Genomic DNA, 18,774 nt, shown 5'->3' on the forward strand with positions numbered 1-18,774 from the left:
CTCCTAATCGTAGGTGACCCATTTTTTCTGCGCCAACAGCTGAATGCCGGTGATCGCCATGATGATAAGAACCAATGAGATGGCGACAGCCGAGCCGTAGCCTTTGTCATTGAGCACGAATGATTCATTGAAGAACATGTACACGAGCGACTGCGTACTCTTTACCGCTAAGTTGGTGCGATCGAACATCATGAAGATGACATCGAAGACTTGCAGAGCACTGATGACACTCGTTACGGAAACGAAAAACAGTTGCGGTGAAAGCAAAGGCAGTGTGATTGAGAAGAATTGCTTCAGCGGTCCGGCGCCATCCACAACAGCTGCTTCATAGTATTCTTTGGGTATTTCCTTCAGACCTGCCAACAGCAGGATCATATTGTAGCCGACATTCGTCCAGATGCCGACGATGATGATCGACCAGATCGCCACTTCCGGATCGGTAATCCATAAGATGTTCCCGGAATAACCGAGTTTATCCAGCACCGCATTCAGCAAGCCGTATTCCGAATTGAACAGCCAGCGCCAAACCATGGCCACGGCAGCAGGAGCTGCAATCATCGGCAAGAAGAAGATCGTCCGGTACAGTCCGACCGCTTTTATCTTTGTATTCATCAATACCGCAAAGAACAGCGACAGGATGATTGTTATAGGTACTTGGATCCCGGCGTAGAAAAAGGTATTCTTCAACGATTGCCAGAATTCAGGGTCTTTCAGCATCTGCAGGTAGTTGTCCAGTCCTACAAAGGTTGAGGTGCCGAATGTACTCACGCTCTGGAAGCTCATGTACAGCGACTGGAATAACGGGATCACGTTCAGGATCAACAGCCCGATCAATGTCGGAGCGATAAAAAACCAGCCCCAAAGCGCCATTTTCCTTTTGCGTTCCTTCGGTGTCACCGTACCTACCGTTTTTTCTTTAGGAATTGCTATATCCGATTTCATCATAGTTCACCTCTATATATTGAAAGCCACTTATGGGAGTGTTTCCCATAAGCGGCCTTCTATTTTATTATTTTTCGTTAGCCAAAACTTCTTCAACACCCGCGACGATATCCGCAGCGACTTCTTTAACTGTCGCTGTACCGTCGAATACTGGCATCAAGGCAGTGTTTTCGACATCTTCCCAACGGGTTGTTTCTGCTGAGTAAGGCTTGATGTATGCATTTTCCATTTGGTCCACATAGACCTGCATATTGAATTGGCTGTATGCTTTTACGAATGTCTCTTCTGTTCCTTTATAAGCCGGAATTGCTGAGCCATTCTCGCCTTGCAGACGCATCGCTTCTTCTGTTCCCAAGAATTCAACGAATTTCAAAGCCGCTTCTTCATTGTCAGTTGAAGCCGCAACGGCGTTCGCCAAACCATTGAACAGTGTTGCCGCTTGTTTGCCTTTTGGCAGTGCTGCGACATCAGCATTGGCAGCCGTATACTCGTTGTTTGCCATTTCCCCTGTCATCCAAGATCCAAAGAAGGCCATTGCGCCGCGTCCTGATTGGAAGAAGGAAAGATTTGTGTTCTCAGCAAATTGGCTTTGTGTCGGCGATACACCATATTTCAAGCTCAGATCCGCATACCATTGCACGGCTTCGATCGTTTCGTCCAGACGGAATCCAGATTGGGTCTTGTCATCGGACAATACGTAGCCGCCGTTCTGGAAGATGAAGTTGTGGTAGCCTTCTTGTCTGTTCAAAGGAGCCAGGATACCATATACGCCGTTGTCGGGATCGTTCAGCTTTTGAGCGGCTTCCAACATTGTGTCCCACGTCCAGGTTTCATTCGGATAGGCAACTCCTGCTGCATCGAACAATGTTTTGTTGTACCATAGTGCTATTGTGTCGTAATCTTTCGGGATGGCATAGACTGCATCGTCAGCAGAATACAATTCGACCAATTCTTCCGGGAAATGTTCCAATGAAGTCACTTCGCTGTTTGCGTAGGTTTCAGACAGATCCATCAGAACGCCGCCCGTTGCGTATTTCGCGATTTCGTTGGAATGCATCCAGAATACGTCCGGCATGCTGTCGCCTTTTGCTCCCGCTTCCAATTTAGTCCAATATTGATCCCAAGGTGTCACTTCCACTTTTACATCGATGCCTGGATTCTCTGCTTCGAAAGCTTCTGCGATTGCTTCCATTCCCGGTTGTTGGATTTTGTCCCAGATGCTGTAAGTGATGGTCACATCACCGGAACCGCCTTCTCCATCGGAACCGTTTCCGCATGCACCTAAAACAAGTCCTGATAACAACACTGTAGCCAATGATACTTTCTTCCAATTCTTTAACATCTCTTCTCCACCTTTTCTATTATCTATAAAATTGTATACTCGAAAACCAAGAAACTATTGGACCATAGAGAAATTGCACCTGAACCATTCAAAATCAATCGCTTTGCAAACGTTTACTTGTTTTGATGTCATAATAATACCAAATACAGGAGAGGGCTGATAGATATTCAGCCGTACAAAAACATACCTTTTTGTTGATTCGAAAAAAGATCGCACCAACTCGGCAACAACTCATCTCCGATGCCAAGCGGCGCTGAGTTGTTGTCAAGTAGCGCGACCTTTGTCGTCCAACCTGATTGGTTCGCTTATTTTGTTTTTACTTTCTTTACGTAGGCCCTCGGTGATAGCTGCATTTTGCTCTTGAAAATGCGCGTGAAACTCAATGGGTTCTGGTAGCCGACCTTTTCAGCGATATCAGAGATACTGAGGTCCGTTGTTTCTAGGTATTCCCGACTTTTCTGAATGCGGAAATCAATCAAGTACTCATGCGGTGTCCGGTTTGTCGTTTTATGGAAAACGGCGGTCAAATAAGAGTCATTCAGAGACAACTCCCGGCTGATGTCGCCGATCAGAAAGTCACTGTCCTGATACCTGTCTTTGATGATCTCGATTGCTCTTTTCGTGTACTCGACGCCTCTATTGATTTTCTCAATCTGTTTGATTTCGGTGCCATCCAAATCATGTGCGAGCATGCTCAAAAAGAGGTACAACTGCCCTTGCAGACGTAGCCGGGATAACGTATCAAACGGATTTGCAGCCATAATTTCCTGCAGCATCGCCTTCACCTGCCCAAAGTTCTTCACGTTCCCTACCGGATGCGAAATCTGGAACCCAATATCCGTCAGCAATGCTTCCAGATGCTCGCCCTTCATTCCGATCCAGTAATATTCCCAAGGATCCTCTTCATCTGCTTGATAATAGGTCATCACATTCGGATAGATGATGAAGAACTGTCCTTCTTTCAGGTTGAAGCGGCTGTTGCCGATCTCGAAATATCCCTTTCCCTTCATGATGATATGGATCAAAAAATATTCCCGGACTGTCGGCCCGAAACTGTGGTTGGGAGCGCACTGCTCTTTGCCTTTGGTTGTGTAGTAAAGATCCTTGTAATAGATTTCTTCCTTAAAAAAATCTTCATCCATTTCCATCACCTCAGTCTTTATTTCTGTTGTAGCCGCTGCCCCTCATTATAGAATGCTCTCCTTGCTATAGCAAACCCGCACTTTTATCCGCAACTCTCCTCCCACATGAAACTCCGCCCTTTCGCAATCACAGATTCTCTTGTACAATGAGAAAAGATTGCCCGCGTATCGGGCAGATCCCAAACAAACTGACTAATCCCATAACCTTTACTATAGATTTGGAGGCGCCATCCTTGAAAAAAATCATCCTTTCCGCGTTGCTTCTGCCGCTCTTCCTGCTTTCCGCCTGCACCACCGCCCTGCCTGGGGAAGAAGTCATGCAGAACCTGGTCAACCGTTCCGCGGACCTCGAAAGCTACCACCAGTTCGTCGCTTTGACGACAACGACCACCAAAGAGGATCTGACGGGAGCAACTGTCGTGAGCGAGCAGTACACAACTGCCGATGCGACGCTGTTTCCGAAAGAAAAGACCGGCTACGGCAAACGGATCGACAAAGACAGCAATTATCCTGCAACGAAATCCGAATTCTATGTGACCCCGGAAGTGGGTTACAGCCGGACCGACAATGCCGACTGGACTGCTTATGCCACACCCGATGTCCCGCTGGCGAGTCTGCAGGTCTATCCGCTCGAGACGTTCATCGAACTGACCCAGATCATTGAAGCCTACGCTACACTCGAACTGGAAGGGGACGAATATTTGCTCAGCTTTTCCGGCAGCGATGATGCGCTGAATAAAGAAATCAACTATCTGTTCCAAACTTTCCCCTCCGAGCAGACCGATTACGACATCCAAATCCATCTGGACGCAAAAACCTTCTATCTGACCGCAGTATCCTATCGCTCCACGGTCACCCAAGCCGATCAGAAATCGGTCATCACGACGGAATTGACAGGCGCGTTCGACCTGTACAATCAAGCCAAAAAGCTGAAGACCGTTCCTGATTTCGATTCAGCCGAGTCCGTGGCCGAGACGGCGGATTCTTCGTTTTGAAAAAAACTACACTTGTAAGTCAACCGACACCCCTCTTACTGGCGTGGGTTGACTTACAAGTGTATTATCCATATAATACACTTGTATTGATTTTTATTATTTTTTTGCCTCGAGTGTATTAATCGTTTAATACACTCCACCGAAGGAAGAAGGTGGGAACAGTGATTTTTGACAAAAGAAGTCCGGTCTATGAACAGATCATCGAAATGTACAAACAGAAAATCGTCAGCGGGGACTTTCAACCGGGACAGGAAATCCCCTCGCGTCGGGAGTTAGCGACGCAATTGAAGGTAAATCCGAATACTGTACAACGTGCCTATAAGGAAATGGAGGGACTTGATTTGATCTTTACAGATGGAAATTCGCTCAGCAGAATAACCGAGAATCAGGCAAAGATTCAGTCGCTGCGGCAAGGCATCCTGGAAGATGCCCTACTGTCATTCATCGATACGGTGCGTACCGTCGGCATGGAAGATGAAGCAGTCCTGCAATTGGTCGAAACACGCTTGAAGGAGGTGCAACCCAAATGATTGAAATTATGAACTTGGAAAAAAAATATGGAAAACGAACGATTCTGGAAGATGTCAGTTTTACCATCAAAAAAAATGAAGTCACTTGTCTGACCGGAATGAACGGTACAGGCAAAACGACCCTCATGAACTGCATTATGGGCTTAGTTCCACGCAACAACGGCTCGATCACGATCGACGGGGAGGACTTTCAGCATCAGTTATACGAGCGGATCTCTTATATCCCTGACTCGCTCACCATGCCGCGTTGGATGACGATCGCAGAAGCGATGCAGTTCATGGATACCTACTACCCGAATTGGAATACCGCCAAAGCGGATGAATTACTTTCGTTCTTCCGTCTCGAATCGGATATGCAGCTGAAAAATCTCTCCAAAGGGAATAGCGCAAAGGTGAGTTTCTTGCTGGGACTTTCCCTGGATGCAGATTACTATTTGATGGATGAGCCGTTTTCCGGCATCGATGTCTTTGCCCGCGAGGATATTCTGGAAGTTTTCACGAGCAAATTCGTAACGGACAAGGGCGTCCTCATCGCCACGCATCATATGGATGAAGTCGAAATGTTGTTGGACCGGATCGTCATGCTGCGTGGTGGCCGGGTCGTCAAAGATTTTTACGCAGAAGACATCCGCCAAAACGAAGGAAAGGCAATCATTGATGTGATGCGGGAGGTTTATCAACCATGAAAAAATTTATGGAATTATGGACATTTGAATGGAATCGCGCGAAACGGTTCTATGGCTTCCTGTTGGCTTTTGTGACGGCTTTACAGGTTTATGCAGTCTTCCAAGAATACCATTTATGGAAAGACGGGTATGAGAACTACCGGCAACAGGGCTATGCTGCACTGCCCGAACAATATCTGCAGGACTATGGGCATCTTACGTTGGAGGCTGTGACAAACAACTCGTTCTTCGTTTTTTCGATCCTGACAGCCATTTTCGTATTGCTCTTCTATGCTGTCTTTATCTGGTATCAGGATTGGTCTGGAAAAAACCGCTTCTCTTTCCGTTTGCTCAGTCTGCCGGGTAACCGTTTCGCTGTGTATGCAGCAAAATTCGCAACCATTTGGCTCCTGATTACGGGGTTGCAAGTTTGGCAAATCGGACTTTTGTATCTTGAGGAACTGGTCTTTTCCGGGCTCATTCCGGCGGACATCTATCGGGAAATTCCTTTGCAGATCGCAGCGACTAACACTTCTCCATTAGGCTTGGCTTTACCAAGTCTCTTTTCCAATTATCTGCTCTACTACACTATTGGCTACACAGCGCTCACTTTAGGCTACACATTCATCCTGATGCACTTGAGCGGACGTTGGAAAGGGGTATTCTTGGCAGCTACTCTCGCAATCGTCCTCTTTGCCGCGATGCTTCTCTTCCTGCGTACCGGCATCACGACGCGCTTGTATGCGGAAGAAAAGTACTGGATGACGATTGCCGTGAGCCTAGTTCTCTTCCTGTCCGGGACATGGGCCAATTATCGGTTGCTTGAAAAACGCATCAGCGTATAGAAGGAGGACAAAAATGAGAAAACAAACGATTTTATTGCTGAGTCTCCTTTTGCTTGTCGTTCTCGGAGGATTCTACACCCAGCCGCTGTTGGCAAAAGAAGAGCCATTACGCATCGGAATCGAGACAACTTCCGGTGACGATTCAGCATTGGAAGGCTTGACCTACTACGGAACAGCACACTCTCAATGGGAAACGACTACCCTAAGCTTCGACCGCTCCGGCTTGCGCCATTCCGAAACGAAACGTCAGGACGCATTCTTCCAAGATTACGCAGAAAGTACTGTTCAGGTTTGGCGCGATGAGTATAAAGCGTTTATGCGGGGGAAGCGGCCTTTTGAAGGGAATTATGCCGAAACCGAAGGAAACTTGTACTATACAGCGGCGGAGGATAACGGCTTCCTGATAGCGACCCTGGACAAGGCTGACGGAACCGTTGCGGAAACGCTCCTCGCTTATCCGGAAAAAAGAGAAAAGACCTATTATAACGTCAATCGCACGGACTTCCTGGACGGTAAGCTGATTATCTCGTACAGCCGTTATGATGAGTATTCAAATGATCGTGGCACGGACATCCTGATTTATGATCTGGTCAGTGGTATGCAGGAGGAACATTTTGCTTTCGATATACCTGCGGATTTCATGGGTTATCAGAGTGTTACTACATCCGTGTTGACACAAGGCGATCAAAAAGCAATCTTCCGCATGGAGCGGCTCGAAGAAACTGATCGGGAAGCTACAGAATACGTTGCACCGGTTGTTTCACTCTCCTTCAAGCGCTATGATTGGACAACTAAGGAATGGTCAACACTGGCTGCTGAAGCGTTGGTGGATGATTTACCTTACGCAATTAAGGATGGCATTTTCTATCAATTGCAGCATACGGATCAGGAATGGTCAATCCAACCACTTGATCTGATGCAGGATCAAGTGCGCGATAAAATCATTCTCCAGAACACTGCTGATTGGAAACAGACCGCTGATATGAATTGGCAAATCCTCGTTTCCGACAACCGCATCATACTGACGGAAAATTATCCGGAGCCTGACCGGGCTTCTAAACTGGCTGTTTTCGAACTTCAGGCTGGGGAAATGCTCTACAGCGGGGAAATCAACGCCTCGTTCTCCGATACAAAAAAAATCGATATGCTCTATTTTGATAGGATCATTTACGAACCCTAATCCAAAAAGAACAAGACTCCAATTGGAATCTTGTTCTTTTTCTTTCGCTTTAACTGATGCTGCCTTTCTTTAAGGCAACTTTTTGCCGGCAGCTTTGTAGAGGTCATACCACTCGGTGCGGCTCAGTTCGATATCGGAAGCTTTACAGATGGCCGCGATGCGCTCCGGATTCATGCTGCCGACAATCGGCTGCATTTTGGCCGGATGGCGCAGCAACCACGCAATCGCGATCGCTTCGCGGGATACGCCCTTGTCTTCGGCCATCGCTTCGATTTTCCCATTCAGCTCCGGATAATCGGGATGGTCGAAGAACAGCCCTTTCTTCCCGTTTCCGGCTTGGAACGGCGACCAAGGTTGGATCGTCATGTCCGAGATGCGGCTGTATTCCAATACGGATCCGTCATGCATGAACGATGGCGTGTTCACCATGTTCACATTGAAGCCTGCATCGATCATCGGCGCATGCGTCATGCTGAGCTGCAATTGGTTGATCAATAATGGCTGTGTGACGGCTTTTTTCAACAATTCGACTTGCATCGGATTTTGGTTGCTGACCCCGAAGTGGCGCACTTTGCCTGATTTTTGCAGTTCATCGAAGGCTTCCGCGACTTCCTCAGGTTCCATCAACGTATCCGGACGATGCAAGAGCAAGGCATCCACATAGTCGGTCTGCAGACGTTTCAGGCTACCCTCCACCGATGCGATGATGTGTTCCTTGGAGAAATCGAACATGACACCTGGTACGATGCCGCATTTCGTCTGCAGCATCACACTGTCCCTCGCAATGCCAAGATCCTTGAAGGCTTTGCCGAAGATTTCCTCCGAAGTGCCTCTGCCGTAAATATCCGCGTGATCGAAGTAATCGATGCCGTTGTCCACTGCCGTGCGGATGACCGCTGTTGCCTCTTCATGCGTCAAAGCGTTCATGCGCATGATGCCGAGCGAGATTTCTGATGCGAACAGGCCTGAATTACCGAGATTAATTTTTTTCAATTGTCATACCAGCTTTCATTTTGGTTTTTTTGAAAACGTTTCAATAAAAACAGTATAGCATTTTTGATGGCCATTCGTGAACTGAAGCGCATCAGAGAAAGCTGCCAAGATGCCCAAGTGATTTGAAATTCCCGGTGAGGGCCGGCTCGCCGGGAATCCGGTCGGCCGTGAGGAGCTTTTTCCCGGTGAGAACCGCTTCACCGGGAATTTGGTCGGCCGCGGGGCGCTGTTTCCCGGCGAGGACCGCCTCACCGGGAATTCGTTAGATCCGCTAGGCGCTTTTTCCCGGCGAGACCCCCACTAGCCAGAAATTCAGACATAATACCGGCCATGCGCATTTCCCTTAGGCTGATAGCTTTCCCTGAGAATCCGATATATGCGGTCTTTGTCGCCGGAACCGCACCAATCCAGCATGCGGTTGGTAGTCACTTTTTCATCAGGGAACAAGAGACGAAAGTCCTCAATATTTTGTTTGATTGTTTTTTTGACATTCATTCTTTCACCACATGTTTGGCACTTTATGAAATGTCCCTGAAAAGCTTCCGCAACCGTACCGCATGCTGGACAACCGAGTCCTTTGCGCAGATCCTCATAACAATATACCGGTTTCTTGTGCGGAGGATAATCCGGATCATGCAGCTGCAGCAATCGATCCGCCAACCTTCGCTGCTCTAAGGTCGGTGCCTCTCTCATTTGCATACTTCGAAAATGAAGTGGAAGTTGACTAAGCAAAAGATAATTTTCATCACCTTTCGCCTCCAACAAAGTGAATTCAGGATTGATATAGACCACATAAGCCTCCACCTTCATTTGGCATGACAGGGACCGAAGCAGGAGTTCCAATTTCACTTTGGTTCGCTGCAATTGTACCCATGGGTTTTCCAGATATACACCGGTTGATTTAATTAATTTATCATCCGCCCATGTATGAACTCCCTCATAGTTCTTAACTTCGTACAGTAGTATTTTGTCAGTACAAATCAAAAGTGTATCGACTTGAAAAGAGGATTGTCTGAATTCCAGCTGTAAATCATTCAACACCAAGCAATGCGAAGATAATGGTTCCGTGAGTCCATCTAATCCGTATTCCCCATCGAAACCTTTATCTAGATGAATATGGTAAAAATGGTCATCACTGCTTAGGATCATGCGATTGGACAGTACCTCGTAGATGCGGAGAAGCTTTGGTTTCGTGCGTTCCTTGTATGCGATAGCGCTCACCTCATTATATGTATTTACTACCATAAACATACGCAGATTTTGGACAATTGCACTACCGGAGAAGATTTATTTCTATCTTTGATTATTCCTGGGTCAAGATAGCTGGATTGAAAGATTCATTGGAGAAAAATTCCCGGTGAGGGCCGGCTCGCCGGGAATTTGGTCGGCCACGAGCCGTTTTTTCCCGGTGAGAACCGCTTCACCGGGAATTTGGTCGGCCGCGGGGCGCTGTTTCCCGGCGAGGACCGCCTCACCGGGAATTCGCCACCCCTTTCCGGCCCCGACTGCTCTAAAAAGATGGATAACTCGCATATATCCATCTTTTCTGCCACTCCATGACTGCGACTGCCACTCCGGACAAAGTTTTACGCACAAAAAACAAGTGCTGCCTCGAAGTGAGGCAGCACTATATGTTTTAACATTCAAGCGTAACCATTGGCCCAGAGGACTTTTTCTCCGGCTTCCAACGATTTCTGCACATCGATGATGGTCTGGTTGGAGCTGCCGCGGAACTTCAATGTCAGATCCCGTTTGGACAGTTCGAAGCGCCCATCAACCAGCACATCCATCAAGCGCAGTAATTCCTGCTTGTCTTCGGATTCGACTGTCAGTTCGTCCCAGTAGTAGCCGGTCCAGCCCCAGATGTCCTTCGATCGACCAAACTCCGCGCGGATGCGTCGCGCCAACTGCAGCGCGACTTTCGTGTTGAGGAACGGCTCGCCGCCCAAAAGCGTCAAGCCTTGCACATAAGGCTGGCGCAAATCGGCCATGATCTGTTCCTCCAACTCCTCGGTGTAGGCGATGCCGTAGTCGAAATTTTGAACGATTTTGTTGTAACAGCCTTCGCAGGCGAACAGGCAGCCGCTCAGATAGATGCTGCAGCGCACGCCTTCGCCATCGACAAAGTTGAACGGCTTGTAGTCTGCCACTTTGTCCTTGCTGTATGTTTCTGACAACCATTCTTGCGGTTGCGGATTCTTCACTTCACATCACCCTACTGTTCTGAGTACTGTTTTGATTACTGTTCTGACTTGCAATCCGCATGCAGATGTTTGACGCGGGCGGAAATTTCTTTATGGCGACCTTTCACCATCGGACGGATCTGCGGATTGCCGAGATAGCCGCATGTCCGTTTTACGACGTCGCATGTCTGCGGATCGGTATTGCCGCATTCCGGGCATTGGAACCCGCGCTCGGTCGGATTGAAGTCCCCTTCGAAACCGCACTCCAAGCAGTGGTCGATCGGTGTGTTCGTTCCCAGATAGCCGACCTTGTCGTAGGCGAAATCCCAGACTGTTTCCAGCGCTTTCGGATTTTGTTGCAGGTTTGGATATTCGCAATAATGGATAAAGCCGCCTGAGCAATATTGCGGATATTCCATTTCGAAGGCGATTTTCTCGAAAGGATTCGGATTTTTGCGGACATCATAGTGGAAGCTGTTCGTGTAGTATTCCTTGTCCGTGATGTCGGAAATGATGCCGAATTTCTCTGTGTCCATGCTGCAGAAGCGATCTGTCAAACTTTCGCTCGGAGTCGAGTAGACGCTGAAATGATAGCCGTATTGGTTGCCCCAAGCATCCGTTTTTTCCTTCATCTTCTTGACGATGTCCAAAGTGAAAGCTTTCGCTTCCGGATTCGTTTCCCAATCTCCACCGTAGAAGACGGTTGCCGCTTCATACAGTCCGATGTAGCCTAAAGAGACTGTAGCGCGTTTGTTTTTGAACAATTCATCCACTTTATCCGTTTCACCCAGACGTTTCCCGAAGGCTCCGTGCTGGTAGAGTATCGGTGCGTTCGTAGGCGTCGCTTCTTTGGTGCGCTCCACACGGTAGACTAGTGCATCCTTACAGATGGCCAGGCGCTCCTCGAAGATGTTCCAGAAAGCTTCCGGATTCCCTTCCGACTCCAAGGCGATTCTCGGGATGTTCAACGTCACGACCCCAAGATTCATCCGACCGGAATTGACTTCGTTTCCGTTTTCGTCTTTCCATCCCTGCAGGAAGGAACGGCAACCCATCGGTGTCTTGAAACTGCCTGTCAATTCAACGATTTTATCGTACATCAGCACATCCGGATACATCCGTTTCGTGGCGCAAGTGATGGCCAATTGTTTGATGTCATAGTTGGGATCTTGCGTCTCCAAGTTCGTGCCTTTTTTCAAAGCGAAGATCAATTTCGGGAAGATCGCTGTGCGTCTTTCCTTGCCCAATCCTTTGATGCGCACTTGCAGGACGGCTTTTTGGATCTCGCGCGCAAACCAATCCGTCCCCAACCCGAAGCCGAGTGTGGTGAACGGTGTTTGTCCATTTGAAGTGTAGAGTGTGTTGATTTCGTACTCCAGGCTTTGCATCGCATCATAGATGTCTTTGCGGGTCTTTTCTTCGGCATAAGCGATTTGTTTCGCTTCGCCTTCCACCCAATCCTTAGCCGTTTTCAGATGCTTTTCGTAGTTCAGACGGGCATAAGGAGCAAGAACTTCATCGACCCGGTCTGCACTGCAGCCGCCGTATTGGCTGGAAGCGACATTCGCAAAAATCTGCGCCATTTGGGCAGTCGCTGTGTTGACTGAACGCGGGCTGTCCACTTCTGCATTGCCGATTTTGAAGCCTTCGCGGAGCATATTCTGGAAATCGATCAGGACGCAGTTCGTCATCGGTGAATAAGGTTGATAATCCAGATCGTGATAATGGATGTCGCCTTTCATATGGGCGTTTGAAACATGCTTCGGCAGCATTCTCAGTCCGATTGCTTTCGCCGCCACCCCTGCCGTCAAGTCACGGATCGTATTGAAGACGCGGCTGTCCTTGTTGGCATTTTCGTTGACGATGCTCTGATCGGCATTCATCAGGCTTTGGATACGCAATTCGATGTCCTGTTGTTGGAGTTTTTTGACTTTCTTCGTCAATTTGTAGGTATTGTAGGCTTCCGCCAACGGCAGATTCCCCATTTCGGCAAGTGTCGCTTCCACTTGATCATGGATGTCATCCGTCGAAACACTTTCCGTTTCTGACGCAATCAGTTTGTCTACGACCAATGCCACTACAGCATCCACATCGTAATCTGCAGCCGCTTCGTTCTGTTCAGACAAGAAACGTTCTGCTTTCTTGATCGCTTTGTATATTTTCTTGGCATGAAAAGGAACCACCCGTCCATCCGCCTTCAACACTTGGATATTCACCGCTGCGTCATCGACTTGAAGATTCGTGCTTTCATTCAAGAAATCCGTTGGTAATGAAGCCATATTTTTTCCCACTCCTTAGTTAAAAATTAACCGAACATGCAAAAAAAGCTAATAAAAAGTAAGAGGTCGTTACAAAATGAGCAAGCTTTCCTTGCGGGACGCGCTTCTCAAGTTGGATGCCTCCACTTAAAGTAGTCTCTGTTTCGATTCACTGTATATACTATATATCATCCACACATAAATTTCCACCACAATATATAGTGTTTCAAACCAAAATACACATAGACTAAGAAGACACATTTTGGCCCTTTGGTCAATAAGAAAATGCCCTGAAAATGGAATGCTTGTTGTTTTCTTATCAGACCCCCACATACATAAGCAGAACAGAAACAATCGTCAAAAAAAGTCAGTTGATCCGTTTTGATTTCCGAACAATGCCCCTAATATTAAAAAAAATGTTAAAAAACATATAAAGTACATAAAATCAATAGAATCTGCTGTACTTTGGAAATAAAAGCGGTTATACTATGACTTGTCACAAATGTAAGCGATTCATTCTTTTTTTCGGATCCATTATCCGGTTTTATGCCGCAGGGATGTCAAAAGAATGAGCAGAGAAAAAGGGGGGAAATGCTAGTGTGGAAAAATAGAATGTTGCCTGAAATATCCAAAATTGCTAAATTTAGAATACCGGTCGGAGAAGACCTATTTTTGAGACAGTGCGCTTCTTGGCAAAACCTTTTCCATCTGCCTTCATCTTATCGCTACCCGACTGGAAGCATCCAGGGCTACATTACACGATTGAATTGGACCGATGAATTTATCATTCTTGAAAAAGAACATAATGAAGCATTCGAATATTTTATTGTCGATAGAAGAATTGAATCTGTAAAAGGCCCTTTTTCCATAGAAAGGTTCGAGAAGGCACTAAAAGAGGAAGCGATCGAGTTGCCATTGATTGAATTATCGGAAATGGACTGGATCATCAACTTTTAGAAGATACCAAAAATACAAAAAGCCGTAAGGGGCGCATGTGATCATGTTCCCTTTACGGCTTTTTGTTGTGAAATTTCACTTTTCGCCGGATATCCCTGCCAATGTGACCTCTTTCTTGTCAGCGATTCTGACATCCGTCATATTCCCTACTCTCCCATGTCAGATTTTTTTTAATCATATTGACCAAAAAATCACAACCACATCCAACATTACTGCAATTTGATGAGATTTCACATTAAAAATCTCATCAAATTGACATTTTAACGCTTACAAACATTGATTTAACAACTATGTCATATATTCTAACATGGAGCGTAAGCAGTATATAGCACCAATAAAATTATTTCTATACACTAAGACTATGCTAAAACAAAAGGAGGAATAATTTATGTTTTCATCAGTAGATACATTATGGACCTTGCTGGGAACGGTATTGGTATTCTTTATGCAAGCCGGATTCGCGATGGTTGAGACAGGATTCACTCGCGCCAAGAACGCAGCGAACATCATCATGAAAAATCTTATGGACTTCGTGCTCGGATCGTTGGGATTCTTCCTTATCGGTTACAGCATCATGTTCGGTGATGATATCGCCGGCATCATCGGAACTCCTGCTTTATTTATGGAAGGACTTGATTCCACCATTCCTGGAACTGTTCATTTCATGTTCCAAAACGTATTCGCAGCCACTGCAGCCACTATCGTATCCGGAGCTGTTGCAGAACGGACAAAATTCAGCTCTTATCTCGTGTACTCCTTCATCATTTCCATGTTGATCTACCCTATCTCAGGACACTGGATTTGGGGCGGTGGTTGGTTAGCTCAAATGGGCTTCATCGACTTTGCTGGCTCCACAGCCGTGCATATGGTCGGTGGCGTCGCTGCTCTTGTCGGAGCTGCCGTCGTCGGTCCACGTATCGGAAAATATAAAGACGGTAAAGCACAAGTCATCCCTGGACACAACCTGACAATCGGCGCTCTTGGTGTATTCATTCTTTGGTTCGCTTGGTTCGGATTCAATGGTGCTTCCACAGTGGCAGCAACTGGTGACGAAACACTTGCCTTGATCGGTACGATCTTCTTGAATACCAATCTATCTGCTGTTACAGCTACTCTGGTCACACTCTTATTCACTTGGAAAAAGTACGGTAAACCAGACGTATCCATGACATTGAACGGTTCACTGGCTGGACTTGTCGCCATCACGGCAGGCTGTGCCGTCGTATCTCCTTTCGGCGCTATCGCCATCGGATTCATCGCCGGGTTTGCCATCGTACTTGCAGTCGAATTCGTCGATCAAAAAATAAAGATCGATGATCCAGTCGGAGCTTTCAGTGTACACGGTGTGAATGGTGCTTTAGGGACAATATTAGTCGGCATTTTCGCAACAGATGGCGGATTATTGTACGGCGGTGGGTTCAACCTGCTGGGCATACAAACGTTAGGCGTCGCTTCTGTAGCTGCCTACACAGCCGGTGCCATGTACGTAGTCTTCAAAGTCATCCAAAAAACAATGGGTATCCGTGCTACCGCTGAAGAAGAAATCGTCGGTATGGACGTCGCTGAGCATGGCTTGACTTCAAGCTACCATGACTTTGTCGCAACGACTGCATTCGAAGATTATCTGACTGACAACAACAAACCTACTGAAGTCCCTGCTGTCCAAGAAGTGGATCTCAGCAAAGTCGGAGGCTTCAAACTGGCTGATTCTGGCTTTACGATGAATAAAGTGGAAATTATTGCCAATCCTGATAAGCTGGAGCGACTGAAAGCGGAATTGAACGCTATCGGCGTAACCGGCATGACAGTCACATCCGTGCATGGTTATGGGCTCCAAAAAGGCCAACAAACCTTCTATCGTGGTGCGAAGGCTGAGGGCAATCTGTTGCCGAAAGTCCGTATCGAAACGATCATCAGCGAAGTTCCTGTCGAAGAAGTCATCCGCGCTGCCCGCCGCGCTTTATACACTGGGCATGTCGGTGACGGTAAAGTCTTCGTTTCCCCTGTTGCCGATGCCTTCCGTATCAGTAATAGCGATTCAGGTCCAGCAGCTTTGAAATATTATTAAACCGAATGACGAATATCAAATGAAGCCAAGGAACCGTCTCTTTGTGAGATGCGCTCCTTGGCTTCATTTCTTTACAGTAAAGTATTTCCAGGTTTTTTGTTTGCTTGCGCTTTGCTATAATAGGACTGTGAAGGTGGGCATCCACCAAAAAGATTAGGAGGAACAAATATGTGGTTCATAAAACCTTTCGAAGAACTGACGGCGAGGGAGTTGCACCTAATCTATAAAGAACGGACCGCCGTTTTCGTTGTGGAACAACATTGCCCCTATCAAGAGGTGGACGACACCGACCTCATCAGCATCCACTTCTATAAGCAGGAAGAGGATCAATTGCTGACCTATGCCCGACTGATACCCGAGTCGGATCATGTACGCATCGGACGCGTTCTTGTCCCCCAAGGCCACCGCACGCATGGCTACGGCCAAGAATTGATGCAGGTCGTGTTGGATTATGCAAAGATGCATTTCCCTGGCCTTCCGGTTCAGGCTCAGGCACAAGCCTATCTGCAGGATTTTTACGCCTCTTTCGGATTCCGGCCCGTATCGGACATCTATCTGGAAGATGATATCCCGCACATAGACATGAACATCGCTACGCATAATAACCAAACGGAAAACATAAACCAACAGGAGGAACACTTTGAATAAATACCTTACAGCCAGCATACTAGGCATCATCAGCATCGCAATCAACGTTTGGATCATGTATCAGACGCGCTACGATAAGGGCCTGAACCCGATCACAAAGAAAAATCTGGAGAAATTATCCTACGCACTGATTGTCGCCGCAGTAATGTTCATGACCTTCGGATAGAGTGTGAGAAAAGCGCAAAAAATGATGATAGGGGCCACCTCGAAAACGAGGCAGCCCCTATCATCATTTTTCTGTCCATCCGTGAATCGCCTGCACTACACTTGGATCCGCAGATCTTTTCGGCCGTAGATCAGATAGCTCAAACCCAATACCAGCAAACTTCCGATGATGCAGATGACCATGTATTCCCAAGAAATGCCCTCTTCCAGTATGACCGCAGGATGCGCGTATTCGACCGGTGAAAAAATCCGCAGGAATTCATAGTCTTCGACCATCTTGGAGACCAGCCCGATCATGTACGTGCCGAACACCAACAGCAACGCGACCCCACTGGTGGAGCGGCTGCTCGCAATAAATGTCGAGAACAAGAAGCCGATTGAATAAAAGAACAACAATACCAACGACTCCGCGCCGAAAATCAGCGTGATATCTTTTACGATTTCAACAAAATCGGCCCCATCCTCCTTGAACAGATAGATGAACAGCAAAGCTGCGCCGTACAGGACGATCCAAAAGATCATCAGCAGCACCAAATTGGCGATATACTTGCTCGTGACAATGGCTTTTCTGCTGATCGGCTGGGCATACAGATACTCAATCGTGCCGTTCGTCTCTTCCTTGATCAGCGCTTGGGCCCCTTTCATTGTTGCAAAAATGCAGGCGGCCAAAAAGAGGTACTGAAAGATGTAGGCAAAGAATCCGGTAGCTTGCAGCAGGCTTGCTCCGTTCGTGAGCGAGAAGGCTTCCAGCATCTCCGGAGGCATCGCATCGAGCTTGGTCGTCAAGATATCCTCCATCCCTTGATTCGCCATGACGGGAAACATGGCCATCATCATCCCCATAATCAGGACCATAAAGAAAAGCCATACGAATAACCCGCCTCGTTCTTGTTTCCACTCCAATCGGATGCTATTCATGGGGTTCACCTCCACCGTATAGGGTCATGAATTTTTCCTCCAGATTCTGATTGCGGATTTCGATATCCTCCAAATCCAGAGGCGCCATATCGGCCAGGATCTGTTTCACATTGTCCTTGTACAACAACGAAACGACCCGGTCTGTCCTGGAAAGGACACGGTACCCTTTGGATTCGAAATCCTCCGTTCCGATGGCTGAACCAGTCAGGGTCACCACTTTGCCTGGTTGATAACCAGATGCCATATCTTCCACGGAAATGATTTTACCTTCACGGATAAAGGCCGTACGCGTACAAAATGCTTCCACCTCCGGTAGGTTATGCGTAGAAATGAAGATGGTCGCCCCTTCCTTGTTTTGGTGGTTCAACTCTTCAAACAAACGATGCTGCATCAAAGGATCCAGGCCGTTCGTAGGCTCATCCAAAATCAAAAGCTCCGGATTGAAGATCAGACTGTTCACGATTGCGACTTTTTTCCGATTCCCCAAAGAGAGGTCCTTCATTTTCTTTTTTGGCTCCAATGCGAAACGTTCCACATAATACGCCATCATTTCCTTTATGTTCCGGATATGATGGAATTTCCCCGTCATCATCAGAATTTCTTCTACAGTCAGATTGCTGTAATAATGCACATCACTCGGAACGTACCCGATGATGCGTTTCAGGCTCTCGGAATCTTTCTGGGCATCCAATCCGAAAATCCTGGCACTTCCCTTACTCGGCTTTATGAAATCAAGCAACAGCTTGATGGTTGTGGACTTCCCGGCTCCGTTCGGTCCGATGAACCCGAACCGTTCACCTTGTTCCACTGTAAGGTGGATGTTGTCCAAAGCTGCACGCTTGCGGTAAATTTTTGTCAAACCTTCCATTTCGATTGCTTCCACCGTGACCCCTCCTCTGAAGAACTTTACATATATCCATTATACGTTTTCTCGGCTGAAGTT

At 47.2% G+C, this 18,774-nt stretch carries 18 protein-coding genes; 9 read left to right on the top strand and 9 right to left on the bottom strand.

Going from position 1 to position 18,774, the window contains the following annotated elements:
• Window positions 1–3 precede the first annotated feature (3 nt).
• The 3 genes from C8U37_RS08985 to C8U37_RS08995 form a co-directional block, all read right to left on the bottom strand.
• A complete protein-coding gene (locus tag C8U37_RS08985; RefSeq protein ID WP_211306163.1) occupies window positions 4–870 on the bottom strand; it encodes a carbohydrate ABC transporter permease in 867 nt (288 codons plus the stop codon).
• Between the two features lie 139 nt (window positions 871–1,009).
• Window positions 1,010–2,284: an ABC transporter substrate-binding protein gene (locus tag C8U37_RS08990; RefSeq protein ID WP_108032906.1), complete on the bottom strand. Its 1,275-nt coding sequence runs from the start codon at window positions 2,282–2,284 to the stop codon at window positions 1,010–1,012.
• A gap of 305 nt (window positions 2,285–2,589) precedes the next feature.
• Window positions 2,590–3,426, bottom strand: a complete 837-nt coding sequence (locus C8U37_RS08995; protein ID WP_170100238.1) for an AraC family transcriptional regulator — start codon at window positions 3,424–3,426, stop codon at window positions 2,590–2,592.
• A gap of 233 nt (window positions 3,427–3,659) precedes the next feature.
• On the opposite strand from C8U37_RS08995, the gene C8U37_RS09000 reads away from it, so the two are divergent.
• From C8U37_RS09000 to C8U37_RS09020, 5 genes are all read left to right on the top strand, one after another.
• Complete coding sequence (locus tag C8U37_RS09000) at window positions 3,660–4,421, top strand: DUF6612 family protein (protein ID WP_108032908.1); 762 nt, start codon at window positions 3,660–3,662, stop codon at window positions 4,419–4,421.
• Between the two features lie 161 nt (window positions 4,422–4,582).
• Window positions 4,583–4,951: a GntR family transcriptional regulator gene (locus C8U37_RS09005; RefSeq protein ID WP_211306159.1), complete on the top strand. Its 369-nt coding sequence runs from the start codon at window positions 4,583–4,585 to the stop codon at window positions 4,949–4,951.
• Complete coding sequence (locus C8U37_RS09010) at window positions 4,948–5,637, top strand: ABC transporter ATP-binding protein (RefSeq protein WP_108032909.1); 690 nt, start codon at window positions 4,948–4,950, stop codon at window positions 5,635–5,637. Before C8U37_RS09005 ends, C8U37_RS09010 begins: the two co-directional genes overlap by 4 nt.
• Complete coding sequence (locus C8U37_RS09015) at window positions 5,634–6,461, top strand: hypothetical protein (protein WP_108032910.1); 828 nt, start codon at window positions 5,634–5,636, stop codon at window positions 6,459–6,461. Before C8U37_RS09010 ends, C8U37_RS09015 begins: the two co-directional genes overlap by 4 nt.
• Window positions 6,462–6,474: 13 nt before the next feature.
• The gene (locus C8U37_RS09020) at window positions 6,475–7,641 is read left to right on the top strand and encodes a hypothetical protein (RefSeq protein WP_108032911.1); all 1,167 of its coding nucleotides are present in this window, start codon (window positions 6,475–6,477) and stop codon (window positions 7,639–7,641) included.
• Window positions 7,642–7,710: 69 nt separating this feature from the next.
• Here the strand turns inward: C8U37_RS09020 and C8U37_RS09025 are convergent, their stop codons facing one another.
• From C8U37_RS09025 to nrdD, 4 genes are all read right to left on the bottom strand, one after another.
• Window positions 7,711–8,634 (bottom strand): aldo/keto reductase, encoded by a 924-nt coding sequence (locus C8U37_RS09025; RefSeq protein ID WP_108032912.1) that lies wholly within the window; start codon window positions 8,632–8,634, stop codon window positions 7,711–7,713.
• A 312-nt stretch (window positions 8,635–8,946) separates the two neighbouring features.
• Entirely contained in the window at window positions 8,947–9,879 is a 933-nt protein-coding gene (locus tag C8U37_RS09030) for a nuclease-related domain-containing protein (RefSeq protein ID WP_170100239.1), read from the bottom strand.
• 398 nt (window positions 9,880–10,277) lie between these two features.
• A complete protein-coding gene (nrdG, locus tag C8U37_RS09040; RefSeq protein ID WP_108032915.1) occupies window positions 10,278–10,838 on the bottom strand; it encodes an anaerobic ribonucleoside-triphosphate reductase activating protein in 561 nt (186 codons plus the stop codon).
• A gap of 35 nt (window positions 10,839–10,873) precedes the next feature.
• Window positions 10,874–13,096, bottom strand: a complete 2,223-nt coding sequence (nrdD, locus tag C8U37_RS09045; protein ID WP_108032916.1) for an anaerobic ribonucleoside-triphosphate reductase — start codon at window positions 13,094–13,096, stop codon at window positions 10,874–10,876.
• 576 nt (window positions 13,097–13,672) lie between these two features.
• Here nrdD and C8U37_RS09050 point away from each other — a divergent pair.
• The 4 genes from C8U37_RS09050 to C8U37_RS14465 all read left to right on the top strand — a co-directional run bounded on the left by C8U37_RS09050 (window position 13,673) and on the right by C8U37_RS14465 (window position 16,914).
• Window positions 13,673–14,032: a hypothetical protein gene (locus C8U37_RS09050; protein WP_146161823.1), complete on the top strand. Its 360-nt coding sequence runs from the start codon at window positions 13,673–13,675 to the stop codon at window positions 14,030–14,032.
• A 388-nt stretch (window positions 14,033–14,420) separates the two neighbouring features.
• Window positions 14,421–16,100 (top strand): ammonium transporter, encoded by a 1,680-nt coding sequence (locus C8U37_RS09055; protein ID WP_108032918.1) that lies wholly within the window; start codon window positions 14,421–14,423, stop codon window positions 16,098–16,100.
• A 168-nt stretch (window positions 16,101–16,268) separates the two neighbouring features.
• Complete coding sequence (locus C8U37_RS09060) at window positions 16,269–16,748, top strand: GNAT family N-acetyltransferase (RefSeq protein WP_108032919.1); 480 nt, start codon at window positions 16,269–16,271, stop codon at window positions 16,746–16,748.
• Complete coding sequence (locus C8U37_RS14465) at window positions 16,741–16,914, top strand: hypothetical protein (protein ID WP_170100240.1); 174 nt, start codon at window positions 16,741–16,743, stop codon at window positions 16,912–16,914. The genes C8U37_RS09060 and C8U37_RS14465 overlap by 8 nt, the downstream gene beginning before the upstream one ends.
• A 95-nt stretch (window positions 16,915–17,009) precedes the next feature.
• Here the strand turns inward: C8U37_RS14465 and C8U37_RS09065 are convergent, their stop codons facing one another.
• Both C8U37_RS09065 and C8U37_RS09070 read right to left on the bottom strand, forming a co-directional pair.
• Window positions 17,010–17,831 carry an ABC transporter permease subunit gene (locus C8U37_RS09065; protein ID WP_108032920.1) on the bottom strand — a complete coding sequence of 274 codons (822 nt, stop codon included), beginning with the start codon at window positions 17,829–17,831 and terminating at the stop codon, window positions 17,010–17,012.
• Entirely contained in the window at window positions 17,824–18,714 is an 891-nt protein-coding gene (locus C8U37_RS09070) for an ABC transporter ATP-binding protein (RefSeq protein WP_108032921.1), read from the bottom strand. Before C8U37_RS09070 ends, C8U37_RS09065 begins: the two co-directional genes overlap by 8 nt.
• Window positions 18,715–18,774 lie beyond the last annotated feature (60 nt).

The sequence above is a fragment of the Trichococcus patagoniensis genome (assembly GCF_003051085.1).
Taxonomy (GTDB): domain Bacteria; phylum Bacillota; class Bacilli; order Lactobacillales; family Aerococcaceae; genus Trichococcus; species Trichococcus patagoniensis.